The sequence below is a fragment of the Faecalimonas canis genome (assembly GCF_054601575.1).
Window position 1 is genome coordinate 153,237 of the sequence record NZ_BAAHSI010000016.1, and the last position, 13,661, is coordinate 166,897.

At 33.9% G+C, this 13,661-nt stretch carries 17 protein-coding genes; 16 read left to right on the forward strand and 1 reads right to left on the reverse strand.

What is annotated here, in order from left to right; translation table 11 throughout:
- Positions 1–68: 68 nt before the first annotated feature.
- From ACYPXO_RS05335 to ACYPXO_RS05410, 16 genes are all read left to right on the forward strand, one after another.
- Entirely contained in the window at positions 69–695 is a 627-nt protein-coding gene (locus ACYPXO_RS05335; protein WP_021378141.1) for a TetR/AcrR family transcriptional regulator, read from the forward strand.
- On the forward strand, positions 692–1,579 hold the full coding sequence (locus tag ACYPXO_RS05340; RefSeq protein WP_021378142.1) for an ABC transporter ATP-binding protein: 888 nt from the start codon (positions 692–694) through the stop codon (positions 1,577–1,579). Before ACYPXO_RS05335 ends, ACYPXO_RS05340 begins: the two co-directional genes overlap by 4 nt.
- Entirely contained in the window at positions 1,576–2,373 is a 798-nt protein-coding gene (locus tag ACYPXO_RS05345; protein ID WP_021378153.1) for an ABC transporter permease subunit, read from the forward strand. The genes ACYPXO_RS05340 and ACYPXO_RS05345 overlap by 4 nt, the downstream gene beginning before the upstream one ends.
- A gap of 179 nt (positions 2,374–2,552) precedes the next feature.
- A complete protein-coding gene (locus tag ACYPXO_RS05350) occupies positions 2,553–3,239 on the forward strand; it encodes an ABC transporter ATP-binding protein (RefSeq protein WP_021378152.1) in 687 nt (228 codons plus the stop codon).
- Entirely contained in the window at positions 3,229–5,787 is a 2,559-nt protein-coding gene (locus ACYPXO_RS05355; RefSeq protein WP_459639600.1) for an ABC transporter permease, read from the forward strand. Before ACYPXO_RS05350 ends, ACYPXO_RS05355 begins: the two co-directional genes overlap by 11 nt.
- 64 nt (positions 5,788–5,851) lie before the next feature.
- Complete coding sequence (locus ACYPXO_RS05360; RefSeq protein ID WP_074138619.1) at positions 5,852–6,517, forward strand: response regulator transcription factor; 666 nt, start codon at positions 5,852–5,854, stop codon at positions 6,515–6,517.
- A gap of 2 nt (positions 6,518–6,519) precedes the next feature.
- Complete coding sequence (locus ACYPXO_RS05365; RefSeq protein WP_339080843.1) at positions 6,520–7,545, forward strand: sensor histidine kinase; 1,026 nt, start codon at positions 6,520–6,522, stop codon at positions 7,543–7,545.
- 283 nt (positions 7,546–7,828) lie between these two features.
- Positions 7,829–8,251 (forward strand): sigma-70 family RNA polymerase sigma factor, encoded by a 423-nt coding sequence (locus ACYPXO_RS05370; RefSeq protein ID WP_050585678.1) that lies wholly within the window; start codon positions 7,829–7,831, stop codon positions 8,249–8,251.
- A 4-nt stretch (positions 8,252–8,255) separates the two neighbouring features.
- The gene (locus ACYPXO_RS05375; RefSeq protein WP_032513874.1) at positions 8,256–8,495 is read left to right on the forward strand and encodes a helix-turn-helix domain-containing protein; all 240 of its coding nucleotides are present in this window, start codon (positions 8,256–8,258) and stop codon (positions 8,493–8,495) included.
- 452 nt (positions 8,496–8,947) lie between these two features.
- Positions 8,948–9,799: a metallophosphoesterase family protein gene (locus ACYPXO_RS05380; protein WP_021378144.1), complete on the forward strand. Its 852-nt coding sequence runs from the start codon at positions 8,948–8,950 to the stop codon at positions 9,797–9,799.
- Between the two features lie 54 nt (positions 9,800–9,853).
- A complete protein-coding gene (locus tag ACYPXO_RS05385; RefSeq protein ID WP_021378161.1) occupies positions 9,854–10,000 on the forward strand; it encodes a hypothetical protein in 147 nt (48 codons plus the stop codon).
- A gap of 91 nt (positions 10,001–10,091) precedes the next feature.
- Complete coding sequence (locus tag ACYPXO_RS05390; protein ID WP_066450146.1) at positions 10,092–11,705, forward strand: recombinase family protein; 1,614 nt, start codon at positions 10,092–10,094, stop codon at positions 11,703–11,705.
- Positions 11,692–11,913, forward strand: coding sequence for a hypothetical protein (locus ACYPXO_RS05395; RefSeq protein ID WP_459639601.1), 222 nt, complete (start codon positions 11,692–11,694; stop codon positions 11,911–11,913). Before ACYPXO_RS05390 ends, ACYPXO_RS05395 begins: the two co-directional genes overlap by 14 nt.
- 302 nt (positions 11,914–12,215) lie before the next feature.
- Entirely contained in the window at positions 12,216–12,440 is a 225-nt protein-coding gene (locus ACYPXO_RS05400; RefSeq protein WP_459639602.1) for a hypothetical protein, read from the forward strand.
- A 153-nt stretch (positions 12,441–12,593) separates the two neighbouring features.
- Positions 12,594–12,944 carry a type II toxin-antitoxin system Phd/YefM family antitoxin gene (locus ACYPXO_RS05405; RefSeq protein ID WP_459639603.1) on the forward strand — a complete coding sequence of 117 codons (351 nt, stop codon included), beginning with the start codon at positions 12,594–12,596 and terminating at the stop codon, positions 12,942–12,944.
- Positions 12,944–13,300, forward strand: a complete 357-nt coding sequence (locus ACYPXO_RS05410) for a type II toxin-antitoxin system RelE family toxin (RefSeq protein ID WP_459639604.1) — start codon at positions 12,944–12,946, stop codon at positions 13,298–13,300. The genes ACYPXO_RS05405 and ACYPXO_RS05410 overlap by 1 nt, the downstream gene beginning before the upstream one ends.
- A gap of 95 nt (positions 13,301–13,395) precedes the next feature.
- On the opposite strand, the gene ACYPXO_RS05415 is transcribed toward ACYPXO_RS05410, so the two are convergent.
- On the reverse strand, positions 13,396–13,659 hold the full coding sequence (locus ACYPXO_RS05415) for a hypothetical protein (RefSeq protein WP_459639605.1): 264 nt from the start codon (positions 13,657–13,659) through the stop codon (positions 13,396–13,398).
- Positions 13,660–13,661 lie beyond the last annotated feature (2 nt).

A 13,661-nucleotide genomic window follows, 5' to 3' on the forward strand; every position in this document is an offset into this window, starting at 1 on the left:
GCCTTGAAAAAAATGGTCAATGACTTAAAATAATAATTGACCAGATTAGTCAAAGTGAGGTTGTTGCAATGAATGGATATGAGAAATTTTTAGAACTTCCTAATGAAAAACAATTAAGAATTATAAATGCTGGATTTGAATACTTCGGTAAATATGGGTATAAAGGTGCAAATACAGAAGATATTGCGAGCAGAGCTGAAATTTCTAAAGGATTGTTATTTTACTATTTTAAAAATAAAGAAAGTTATTATTTGTTTTTATGTGAATTTTGCCAAAATTTAATGCTGAAAAGTTTTCAAGAAACGAACTTTCAAGAAATAACAGATTTTTTTGAACTAATTGATTTTGCAACAAAAGCAAAACTAAAAATAATAGCTGAATATCCTTTTATAACAGACTTTTCGGTTAATCTCATTGCAGATAAAAGTATAAAACAAGGAAGTAAAAGTGAAGAATATGTAAACAATGCTATATATAATTCCTTTGATATTTATTTTAAGAATATTGACTTTACGCCATTTAAAGAAGAAATAGATGTAAAAAAAATATATCAAATGATGTTATGGTTGTCCGAGGGATACATAAATGAAAAAAAGAGAATGAATATGCCTGTAATTTTGGAAGATTTTTTAGTTGAATTTGCGTCATGGAAAGCACTGTTTAAAAAGATGTGTTATAAGGAGGAATATTTATGAATGTAATAGAAATCAACAATCTAACAAAAGATTTTGGAAATAATAAAGGAATATTTGATTTGTCCTTTTCTCTAAAACAAGGAGAAATTGTAGGCTTTTTAGGTTCTAATGGTGCTGGAAAGACAACGACTATCAGACATTTAATGGGGTTTATAAAAGCAAACACAGGTTCAGCAAAAATAGCAAATATGGATTGTTTTCACAATGCACATTTAGTTCAAGAGAAAATCGGTTATCTTCCGGGGGAAATTGCATTTATGGATAATATGACGGGAGAAGAATTTATTCAATTTATGGCAGATATGAAAAGCATTACAGATTTACAATATGCAAAAGAATTGATTGTATATTTTGATATTGATACAAAAATCAAAATCAAAAAAATGTCTAAAGGTATGAAACAAAAAATAGGCTTAATCATTGCATTTATGCAAGATCCGCCTATCTTGATTTTAGATGAACCAACAACGGGGCTAGACCCTCTTATGCAAACGAAGTTTGTTGATTTGATAAAAAAAGAAAAGGCTAAAGGGAAAACGATATTGATGTCATCACATATCTTTGAAGAAATCGAAAATACGTGTGAAAGAATTGTAATGATAAAAGATGGGCGTTTGGTGGCAGACGAGAATATAAATACTATGAGGAATAAAATGAATAAGCATTATGAAATTTCATTTTCAAATATGGAAGATGCAATTCATTTTCAAGAATTATATTCTACAAATAGTTATCGAAAAAACAATGTGGTGTATTTATTGTCAAATCAAAATATCAATCACTTAATTCGTGAATTAGGTAAATTCAATATTGAAGATATAAATGCAAGACACCAAACATTAGAAGAAGTATTTATGAAATATTACGGAGGTAGTGTAAAATGAGTATTCCATTACTAAAAATAGAGTTGAAATCAAACAGTAAAATTATTTTGTTATTTTTAGCGATTATTACTCTTTATGCTGGAATTATAACAGCCATGTACAACCCGGAATTAGGTGCTGGAATAAATGAACTTGCTAAGAGTATGCCACAGTTTTTCGCAGTTTTTGGAATGGAAAACCCAGGGACAACACTATTAGATTTCTTAAACAATTATTTGTATGGTTTTATCTTAATATTGATACCTTTTATATACATAATCTTAATGTGTTACAAATTAGTTGCTAAACATATTGATAAAGGTTCTATGGCATATTTATTAAATACGCATTATAGCCGCATTCAAATTATCCTTACTCAATTTATAGTTTTAGTGATTGGATTACTTGTTTTGGTCTGTTATGCAACTGGTTTGATTATTTTTATTAGTAATCTAATGTTTAAGGGAGAAATGGAAATTATAAAATTTTTGCTCGTAAATTTAGGTTTGTTCATACTTGAAGTATTTTTATCAACACTCTGTTTTATGTTTGCTTGTTTATTCAATGAACTTAAGTTTTCCATTGGACTTGGTGCAGGATTGGGAATGATTTTTTTCTTAGTACAAATGCTATCACAAGTGAGTGATGATATAGAATTTTTAAAATACTTTACCCCTTTAACACTATTCAGTCCAGAAAATATAATTAAATATGATATAGAAAGTTTTATGTATCTAGGCGTATTGTTGATTAGTGCAGTTGTGTTTTTTGTCATAACTATGAAAAAATTTAAAAAACGTGATTTGTCATTGTAAATTAAAAGACAAGTTATTAGCATTGCATGACTAAAAATGAGTTATAAAAAATGCTAAAAATAGGAGTTTGAAGTATCCATAATAAAAAAGTGAAATTTATTTCCAAACTGTAAGAAGATTGTAAGAAGTGGTTGTTATAATGAAACTGTAAAAGAAATATATGACAGGAGGTTTTTATTATGGCTATACTTGAAACAAAGGATTTGAAAAAAATATATGGTAGTGGAGAAAATGAGGTTCACGCTTTGGACGGCGTGTCGATTTCGGTGGAAGAAGGCGAATTTGTCGCTATTGTCGGTACATCGGGAAGTGGAAAATCTACATTACTCAATATGCTTGGCGGGTTAGACCGTCCGACGTCTGGTAGTGTTGTTGTTCGAGGAAAAGAACTTATGCAAATGAAAGACGAACAATTAACGATTTTCAGACGTAGAAATGTCGGGTTTGTTTTCCAAAATTACAACCTGCTTCCTATTTTGAATGTGTATGAAAATATTGTTTATCCGATTGAGATTGACGGCAGCAAGGTAGATAAAGAATTTGTCAGACAGATCATTCACAATCTTGGATTGGAACGCAAACTAAAAAATATGCCAAACAATCTTTCCGGCGGACAACAACAGCGTGTAGCGATTGCGAGGGCTCTTGCGACAAAACCGGCAATTATCTTGGCTGATGAACCGACCGGAAACTTGGACTCAAAAACAAGTATGGACGTTATTCTTCTTATGCAGTCTATCAGTAGAGAATTTAATCAGACAATCCTTATGATTACACATAATGAAGAAATTGCTCAAATGGCAGACCGCATTATCCGTATCGAAGATGGAAAAGTTGTATCGGGAGGTGTAGGTTATGCACGATAATCGAAATAAAGAGGTCATAAAACGTGTAGAAAAAGGTATGATGAAAGCCAACCGCACCCGTAACATTTTTGCGGTTGTTGCCGTTGCTCTTACAACGTTTATGATTACAACGATTTTCAGTTTGGGTATTAACTATAAAGAGAACATGGACTTAACGTCAGTTCGTACTTCCGGTACGAATGCAAATGTTTCACTTGCCATGCCGACAAACGAGCAGGAAAAAGAAATCCGTGATTTAGATTATGTAAAAACGGTCGGTACGCAATATATGATTGGCTCTGTTGCAGGGAAAAACGAAGCAGACCGCGACCTTGCGATTGCTATGCAATATTATGATAATACAGAATGGGAAAAGCATTATAAAGAAGCAATCAGCAATATCAAAGGGGAATACCCGAAAAAAGAAAATGAGATTATGTTGTCTGAGGACGCACTTTCTCAGTTAGGCATTAAAGAGCCAAAACTTGATATGGAAATTCCATTGTCCTATGTTTCAAAAGACGGAGAACAGAAAGATACCTTTACATTAAGTGGTTGGTTCCGTTCTTATACGGGAACAGGTATGGCATTTCTATCTGAAAGTTATTGTCAGGAACATGGATATACAATGCAAAACAGCGGTGTTCTTTCCATATCTTTAGACAATCCGAAAGATAATTTTTACGACATACAAGACGATATTACATTGAATGAAAATCAAACCTTTCAAGGCTCAGTTTCTATGTCATCATCAAGTGGATCTGTCTATGCAATGATTATTCTTTTGGTATTCTTTATCATTGGTAGTGGTTATCTTTTGATTTATAACGTACTTTATATTTCCATTTCAAGAGATACACGCTTCTATGGATTGATAAAGACATTAGGAACAACAGAAAAGCAAATCAAAACATTAGTAAAACGACAAGCGTTAACCTTTGGGTGTATCGGAATACCGATTGGTGTTATTTTAGCAGGTGTGCTTTCTTTTGGAATTGTTCCGGTTATTTTGGAAAATGCGTTTGATAGTGGAAAGTCTATTATGGACGCAGAAATGTTTTTCCACCCTAGTATCTTCATACTGTCCATTATTTTCTCTGCTTTGACCGTTTGGATTTCATGCAATGCACCAGCAAAAGTTGCAGGAAAGATTTCTCCGATCGAAGCGTTAAGATACCAAAATTTTGCTTCTACAAAAACAAAAAGCAGAAATTCTACCAATGGCGGAAAACTTCATGTGATGGCATACCATAACGTATTCCGAGATAAAAAACGTGCGTTCCTTGTGTTTATGTCCTTGTTTATGGGAATTACCATGATTTTAGGCGTAAATGGAATGATAGGAAGTATGAAAGCAGAAAATTATGTTGAAAAGTATATGGATTATAACTTTGAATACAGAGATGTTCAATTTGAACAATATGAGCAGCCTAATAAAGAAGTACCACAGTTTGATGAACAGTTTGTAGAACAGATTAAGCAAATCGACGGTGTTAAAAATGTAGATATTCAAAAAACAGTATGGGGCGGTATTGCTTTTGATGAAGCAGATTTAGAAGAATTTATGAAAATCAAATATGAGGACAGCAGGTATAAAACTGAGGGGCAATCGTATCAAGAAATGGTTGCAGACCTTAAGAAGTATGCCAATGCCGGCGATTATGGTTGCTATATTACAACGCTCGATGATAAAGCCGTAGAAGAATACAATACCGAACACCCAGATACACCGATTGATATAGAAAAGTTTCAGCGTGGGGAAACGGCAATTTCAGGAATGGATACGGAATATAATGCACCGAATACCGCATTGGTAGGAAAAACATTATCTTTGACTGCGGATAGTCCAGACGGTAAAGCAACGGATTTTTTGATTGATGGTTCCTTTTATTTTGGAGATTATGAGAATAATCTTTCATATAGTATGGATCAGCGCAAAGATATTTCTATTGTACCGGATATTATCTATGTCAGTGAAGCAGGTATGGAACGTTTGACAAGCGCACCTATTATTTCAGGAATTGGTATTGACATTAAAGATATGAATCAATTAGAAGAAATTGACAGTGAGTTACAGGCATTGAATGGTACATTGACAAAGACAGAATGGAGTTATCAAAGTCCGGTTGGAATAATAGAAGAATTTAATCAAATGAACTATTCTATGAATTTATTGGGTAACGGCGCAGCAGTTCTGTTGATTGTAATTGGATTGATTAACTTTATCAATGTTATGTTGACAGGTGTGGTTGCAAGAAAGAATGAATTTGCAGTCATGGAAAGTATTGGAACTTCTAAAAAACAGATTAAGAAGATATTGACCTTAGAGGGCGGTATTTACGCACTTGTAACGACAGGTCTTATTATGACACTTGGCAATGCGTTTTTACTTCTTGTTGCAGACGCAGTTCCGCACATAGCAGACTATGCAAAATTTGAATATCCATTTGCTCTTGTAATTTGCTTGATATTTGCTATATTTATCATATGTCTAAGTGTTCCGGCGATCGTATATCGTGCGGTTTCAAAAGAAACAGTCATTGAACGCTTACATGACTTAGGAAATTAGTTTTACACACAGGGCAGATATTTCTAACCTCTGCCCTGTTATTTTGATATGAGGTGGTGGTTATATGGCAAATATATTTTTATTAGAGGACGATAAGATTTTGAGTAAAGGGATTTCCATTGCATTGGAAAAAGACGGACACCATGTTACAACGGCATACGGTTATGTAGAAGCATTACAAAAATATACATTGAAAAAGTATGATCTGTTTTTGCTTGATATTAACCTGCCCGATGGAAATGGTATGAACTTCTGTCAAAAAATCAGACAGACCTCACAATTACCGGTGCTATTTTTAACCGCAAATGATACAGAGGAAGATATGCTAAACGGCTATGATGTGGGCTGTGATGATTATATCTCCAAACCTTTTTCTATTGATGTTCTGCGAAGAAAAGTATCTGCAATATTGAAAAGAACGATTACAGAAACAGCACGGATACAGTATAAAGATTTGGAAATGGATATGGAAAAATGCCTTGTGGTATTACATGGAGAAGAAATCCATCTTAGTGTAACGGAATATAAGCTGCTCTGTTATCTGATACAGCACAAAGGAACGGTTGTTACAAAAGCAATGCTGCTGGAGAATTTATGGGATAAGGACGGCAACTTTATTGATGATAATACCTTGCGCGTGAACATCAAACGATTAAGACAAAAACTAAAAGACGATAATCAAGAATATATCGTAACGGTATTCGGGATTGGTTATACGTTCGGAGAATAAACATGAAGCATTTTAAGTATATCAGAAAAATTCTTATCATTTTAGAAGTGATGATAGCCATTGCACTTGCCATAGTCCTATGTTTTATCCCGATAGATATTTTCGTAAAAGCAGGATTGCTGGTTGGAGTTGCTATCTTCTTTCTCGTATTTTATTTATTAGACCATTTGCACAACCGCTATCTTGATGACATGCTGGAAGAACTGACCTTTTTGATTGAAGAATTGGTTGGCAAGCAGGAAGTAAAAGTTTTTTCGGAATTAGAGGATACCTTGCTTTCACGACTGCAGCACCAACTTTTGAAACTGCGTTCTATCTTGATAACACAAAATAAATTATTGGATAGTGAAAAGAAACAGATTAAAGCATTGATTTCAGATATATCTCATCAGATTAAGACGCCGGTTGCTTCAGCGAACACGTTCGTACAATTATTAAATGATGATACGTTATCGGAAGAAGAACGCAAAGAATATATTGCCATCTTACAACTATCACTTGAAAAATTAACGTTTCTAGTCAATAGTCTTGTGAAGATGTCTCGTTTGGAAAGTGGCATTATTTCATTGAAACAGGAGAAAAACAGTCTGAATGATATTATCTTACAGGCAGTCAAATCGGTGTATTCCAAAGCAAAAGCAAAGGATATTATGCTTGTGTTTGATTGTGAACAAGATTATACATTGTATTTGGATTTTAACTGGACGGCAGAAGCCATCACGAATGTATTGGATAATGCAGTGAAATATACGCAAAACGGTGGAACGGTTCGTCTGAATATGACCGAGTATGCGTCTTATCTTCGCTTGGATATTACAGACAATGGAATTGGCATACCGGAAGAAGAACAGGCACAGATTTTCAATCGGTTTTACAGAGGGAAATATTCTACCGGTGTTGATGGTGTCGGGATCGGTTTATATCTGACCCGCGATATTATGACGAAACAAAAAGGATATATCAAAGTTATTTCAAATGACACGGGAACTACATTCTCTTTGTTTTTTCGATTGTATGTGGAAGAATAACAGATAAGCAGTTTTATGAAGTGCTTTAAGGGGGCTTGTATTATGGAAAGCTTTAAGAACAGTTCTTTACAATCAAACTCCACCTAACAGCACCCTATTAAAAATTGAATATATTTCGGCTTTTATGGCTCGTACAAACTATATGTTTTGTGCGGGCTTTTTTCATGACCGAAAAACTTTTTTAACTTTTTTTCAAAAAAATCATACAAATCACACTTTGCCGGACAGTGTTATGCGGAAAGAGGGAGATACCAACTTTTGCACAATGCAGAAAGGGGGTGTGATGATGAAACCGACTTCTTTTGAGGACGCTATTCGTTTACAGTTCGATACATTGATGAAGAAAGTCATTGACAAGACAATTAAGAATTATGAACGCAGTTTAACACGTAGAAATAAACGTGAAGTTCTGTTCTGTGAACTACCGGAGATTATGGTTCAGTCCTTTCCTGTCTTTGATGAATATGATTTAGATGTTGCTGATTATGATGTTTACGGTATGACAGCGCATGTATGTGATAAAGAATTATGCAACGCATTAGATCAGCTATCAGAAAAAAGGCGAAATACCATATTGTTGTTCTATTTTCTTGATATGTCAGATATTGAAATAAGCGAATTGATGAATATTACACGTTGTACTTCGTACACGCGTAGAATGACTGCTTTAAGGCAAATGAAAGAGATTTTAGAAAAGGGGAAATGATTTCATGGAAAAAGATGTTTCAAAGTGTCCGCCCTATCGCCTGATTTCATCAGCAGCGAACGGCGACGAAAAAGCAATTCAGAAAATCTTAGATTTCTATGATAACTACATATCCGCTTGTTGTATGCGGAAACTGTATGACGAATATGGAAATGTTCGTATGGCAGTAGATTTAGAGTTAAAAGGACTTGTGTGTCATGCCATGATACAGAAGATAAAAGCCTTTGAAGTAGAAATCAAGTAGTGATTATCAACAGGGTGTGATTTACCACTTCTCTCTTTCCCGCCCTGTCCATTCGTTTATCACTCTATGAAAGTCTGTTGGAAACAATAGATTTTCATAGGCTGACAAGCCGACTGTTCTTTGAAAACTGAATAAAGCCGACAGGCACGTTTGCTGTGCAGTGAGCCATCAGATTTTATACGCCATGACCTTTTTATTAAAAGTGAGCGAAATCTATATTGATCTGGGAACAGCCTTTGGAAAAGTTGTTCAGCCACGACCTGTGCAGCAGGATAATGATACGCCCGCATGGTGCGGTTCTGCCCATAAGAATGGGAATAGTTGAAATACTAGCGGAGCTTTCCAAAGCCGTCTGTCTGCTTAGAAAATACATCACGAAAGAAACTTCTAATATGTTATAATGAGAGTACAATTTTTATACTTGAAATATGATGATGTGGGAGTTGGAAGTGATGAAAATATTATATGTTACCGATTTGCATGGAGATAAAGAGAAGTACAAAAAGACGTTAGAGATTGCTATCGAAAAACAAATTGATGTGATTGTCAATGGTGGAGATATGTTGCCAAAGCAGTGTAACAGACACTTGGAACAGCCAGTCTTTATCAAACAATTTTTAAGGGAATACTTCAAAGAGTTGCAGAAACATAACATCAAGTATCTTGCTATGCTTGGAAATGATGATTTACTGGCTGTTGATGATTTGTTTGATACAGTTTGTAATGAATTTCCAAATGTTTACAATATAGCAGGAAGAAAAGTGAATATTAACGGATTTGAATTTATTGGTATGAACTATATTTTAGACCACCCTTTCGGTTGTAAGGATAGAGTGATTACAGAAATTGATTATGTGCCACAAAGACAGTTAAGCACTTTTGCAGGAACTTCTAATGAATATGACTATGACAGAATTTATAACTGGTTGGAATATTCCAAAACAGAATTACCTTATATGTGTGATGTTCTCAATCAATTACCAAAGCCAGACAATCCGCAGAAAACTGTGTATATCATGCACATGCCACCGGCAAGGTTGCGATTGGGACAGTTGCTTTATCAGGACTTGGATATAGGTTCTGTCGATATTTACAATTTTCTTAAGGAAAGGCAGCCATTGTTTTCTCTGCATGGACATATACACGAAAGTCCAGATACCGAAAAGGGAAAATGGTGCAATCAGATAGGTAATACAATCTGTATTCAAACAGGCCAAACAGAACTATTTGCCAGTGATATGGTATATGCAGAAATTGATTTGCAACATCAGGAATTTAGGCGTGAAGTAGTCAAAGTGAAATAAACAAGAGGAACACCAGAGATGGTGTTTTTTCTTGGCTCGAAATGAGGTGCAGTAATGGAACAAAAAGTAAAACAGGATATGTTGAAGATAAAAGATACAACATTTTACATTACTTCTGTTTTCTCTGGAACAGTAGATTTACAGTCTTTGATAAAAAGATTGATACGAAGTGAGATTGAACAGAAAAACGGTATGAATTAAAAACAGCAGAACAAACGGCTGATATATGACGGAAAGCGTGTTATAATTGAATAGTAAAAAGATGTTTGTTTGCTGTTGGAAAGGAGCAGAAATGTTAAAACAGCAGACAAGATTAAGAGTTAGATTATATGCACGTTTATCAAAAGATGATGGAGACGCTGATAAGGAAAGCAACAGTATTAAAAATCAGTTGCAGATGTTACGCTATAATGCAAAAGAGAAAGGATTTATCGTTGTCGGCGAGTATGTAGATGATGGTTATTCAGGAACGACATTCAATAGACCTGACCTGAACCGTATGATAAAAGACGCTATGGAAGATACGGAACCGAGTGGAATTATGGTAAAGGATATGTCAAGATTTGGTCGTAACAATGCCATGTTCATGTATTATGTAGAAGAAATCTTCCCGAACAATGATATTTTGTTTATTGCATTGAATGATGATGTTGATACAAGATTTGATGAAAACGAAATGATGCCTTTTAAGTCAATTATGAATGAGTATTATGCTCGCGATACATCAAAGAAAATTCGTAGTGTCAAGAAAACAACAGCCTTGAATGGCGGCTTCTGTGGTTCATTTGCTCCATACGGATACAGATTAGACCCGCAGAATAAGCAGAAGTTACTGATTGATGAAGAAACAGCGCCTATCGTCAAGCGTATTTTTGAATTATCAAAACAAGGAAATGGTATTCATCAGATTGCTAGAATATTGTGCGAAGATGGAATTTTAATTCCGAGAGCATACAGGGCAATGAAAAACGGTACTTTAGAAACAAGTACAGGTTTTAAGTTTCCTACGGACTGGGTAGCAAAAAATGTGAAAATGATTTTAGAAAATCAAGTATATCTTGGACACATGGTTTCGCATAAAACACAAACAAAATCATTTAAGAACAGAAAATTGGTGCCTGTTCCAAAAGAAGATTGGATTATTGTTAAGAATACACATGAACCTATTATTGATGAAGATACCTTTGAATTGGTACAGAAGTTCATTAGTGTAAAGAAACAGCCAAATAAAACTAGAAAGCCGAATATGTTTGTAGGACTTGTGAAGTGTCCGGATTGTGGGCGCAATATGGCATTGAGTGGCCGTGCTGACAGTAGTAGATGGCTACGTTGTAGAACTTATACAAGAAATACAAACTTGTGTACTTCGCATTCTATATCGTATAATGCTTTACAGCAGATAGTAATGAATGATATTCAAAAGCATATAAAAAATATGGAAGCCTTAGGCGATCAGTTTCTCGAAGAAATGAAAGAATTGAGTGAAAAAGGTGGAAATGAAAAAATTCAGCATTTAAAACAAAGTTTAGAAGTTGCTGAAAAAAGGATTGAAGAAATAGACAATGTCATTATGAAATTGTTTGAACAGAACGCTTTAGGTAAGATTTCTGATGAACGTTTTGAAAAGATGTCTATATCATACGAGAATGAACAAAGCGAATTGAAGTTGAAAAGAAATGACTTAAAGGATAAAATCGAGTCAGAAGAAAAGAAAACCCAAAGTACCAACCAGTTTTTAGAAACTATTCGTAAGTATGAAAATGTAACAGAATTAAATCGTGCTATGTTGGTGGAACTGATAGACAGCATTTATGTGTATCAGGCAGAGGGAACAGGACAAGAAAAGACTCAAAAGGTGGAAATCAATTACAGATTTCTAGCAGGTTCTCAATGTGGTATTGCATGACGGTAACGGTCGTACATCGAGGTTGATTATGAATTATCAGTTGATGTCGAAAGGTTTTTTGCCTGTATCTATTGCAAAAGAAAACAGATTAGACTATTACAATGCTTTGGAAGACTATGCGGTAAATGGAAATCTAAATCTTTTTGCCGATTTGATTGCAGATTTGGAAGAGATACAGTTGGATAATTATATCGGAATGATTTGTTAAAATAAAGCGATTTGGTAAATAGTGGTTGTTTTAATTTTATAGTGCCAGTTGAAAGAATAGAAAAAATATTAAAATGTTTGATAATAATAGGAATGTTTGTTATAGTTAAGTTGAATGAAGAAGACTACGGTCATTCGGCTCGTAGTTCGAGTTCCTAAATAAGAGTTGGTTCGCTCTTCCGAATAGGTTGAAAAACTGAACACAAAAGAACTTTATAAAAGAAGACCCAAAAAATTTCGAGGAAAGAAATAGAGTTAGCGAAAAATATAGAAAAGAGTATTGGGAAAAATTTGGTACATAATATGAAAACATTAAATCAATATATGGTTGAACAATTAAAAAATGACGAGTTTAGAAAAGCATGGGAGCATTCACAACTTGAACTTGATGTAATACGTGCAATAGTTGATTCTCAGAACTTAACAAAAAGGAATTTCTTTCCAACTGAAATGAGTATAGCCAGTAGGGATATATTCATGCAAGGCGGTAGGGCAAACGGTAGTGCGGCAGAACATGATAGAGAGTAAATTTAAGATATGAAGTATAAAAGTAGAGGAAGAATAACCTCTACTTTTTTAGTTATGAAATGAAAAATTCCTGATATTCATTTAAATTTTAATTAAAATATTGCATATAATAATAGTGAGATATATAATGATATTAAGAAAGGAGTTGAAATTATGAATGTATCATTAATTGATTTTACAAAAAAATTAGTACCTATTTCTGATTTTAGTCAAGGAAAGGCTGGAAAAATTTTTACAGATGTTGCTGAAAATAATAATGAATATATTATTTTAAAAAATAATCAACCAACGGCGGTATTAATATCTTTGCAGGAATATGAAGATACACAAAAAAAGGTATCTAAATTGGAAAGATTATTGGAAAGACTTGAAAACATTAGATTGTTAAAAATAGCAGAATCGAGGGTAAATGATAAAGGTTCTTCTTTTGAAAAATTTGTAGAAGAGGAAGGAATTTCTATGGAAGAATTAGAAGAATTAGCAGAAAGTGTGGAACTTGAATAATGTCATGGAAAATACACATAATAGATGAAGCGAAGAAGGACTATCGGAAAATCGAAGGAAGTGTGCGGAAACAAATTTTAGCAGGTATTATTAAAGTGTCAAAAGCACCTTTGCCAAATCCCAATGGATATGGAAAGCCACTCGGAAATAAAAACGGTAATAACTTAATGGGATTTTTTAAAATTAAATATAGAGGAATTGGAATTAGGGTTGTTTATACATTAGTATTAGAGGAAAGTATAATGAACATTGTTGTGATTTCTCAACGAGATGATAATTATTGTTATGATTTGGCTGCTAAATTGTATGAAAAGTATGGAGAGGAAATTTTTGAAAATGTATTTGATGATTTTTAGAGAGAATTTAATTTATACAGAGAAATAGTGTGGCAGAACATGACAGAGAGTAAATTTAAGATATGAAGTATAAAAAGTAGAGGAAAAAATAACCTCTACTTTTTTTGTGTGTGAAATTCATAAGATTTCATTCGATGAGTGTCTGATTCGATTTGATTTACGTCTTCTTTTTCAAAGTCTGAATTTATGATGTGCATTAGAGCGTGTTGGTAAGCCTCCATTTGTTGTGCAGCGTTTAAACGTGCATTGATAAAAATAGAGAAACTTCCGTCAGGATTGGAAACAACCTGTTCTTTGACAAGGTAATCCATATCAATAAGATGTACGCCGATATATTCATTCAGTAAGGGGTTGTACATAA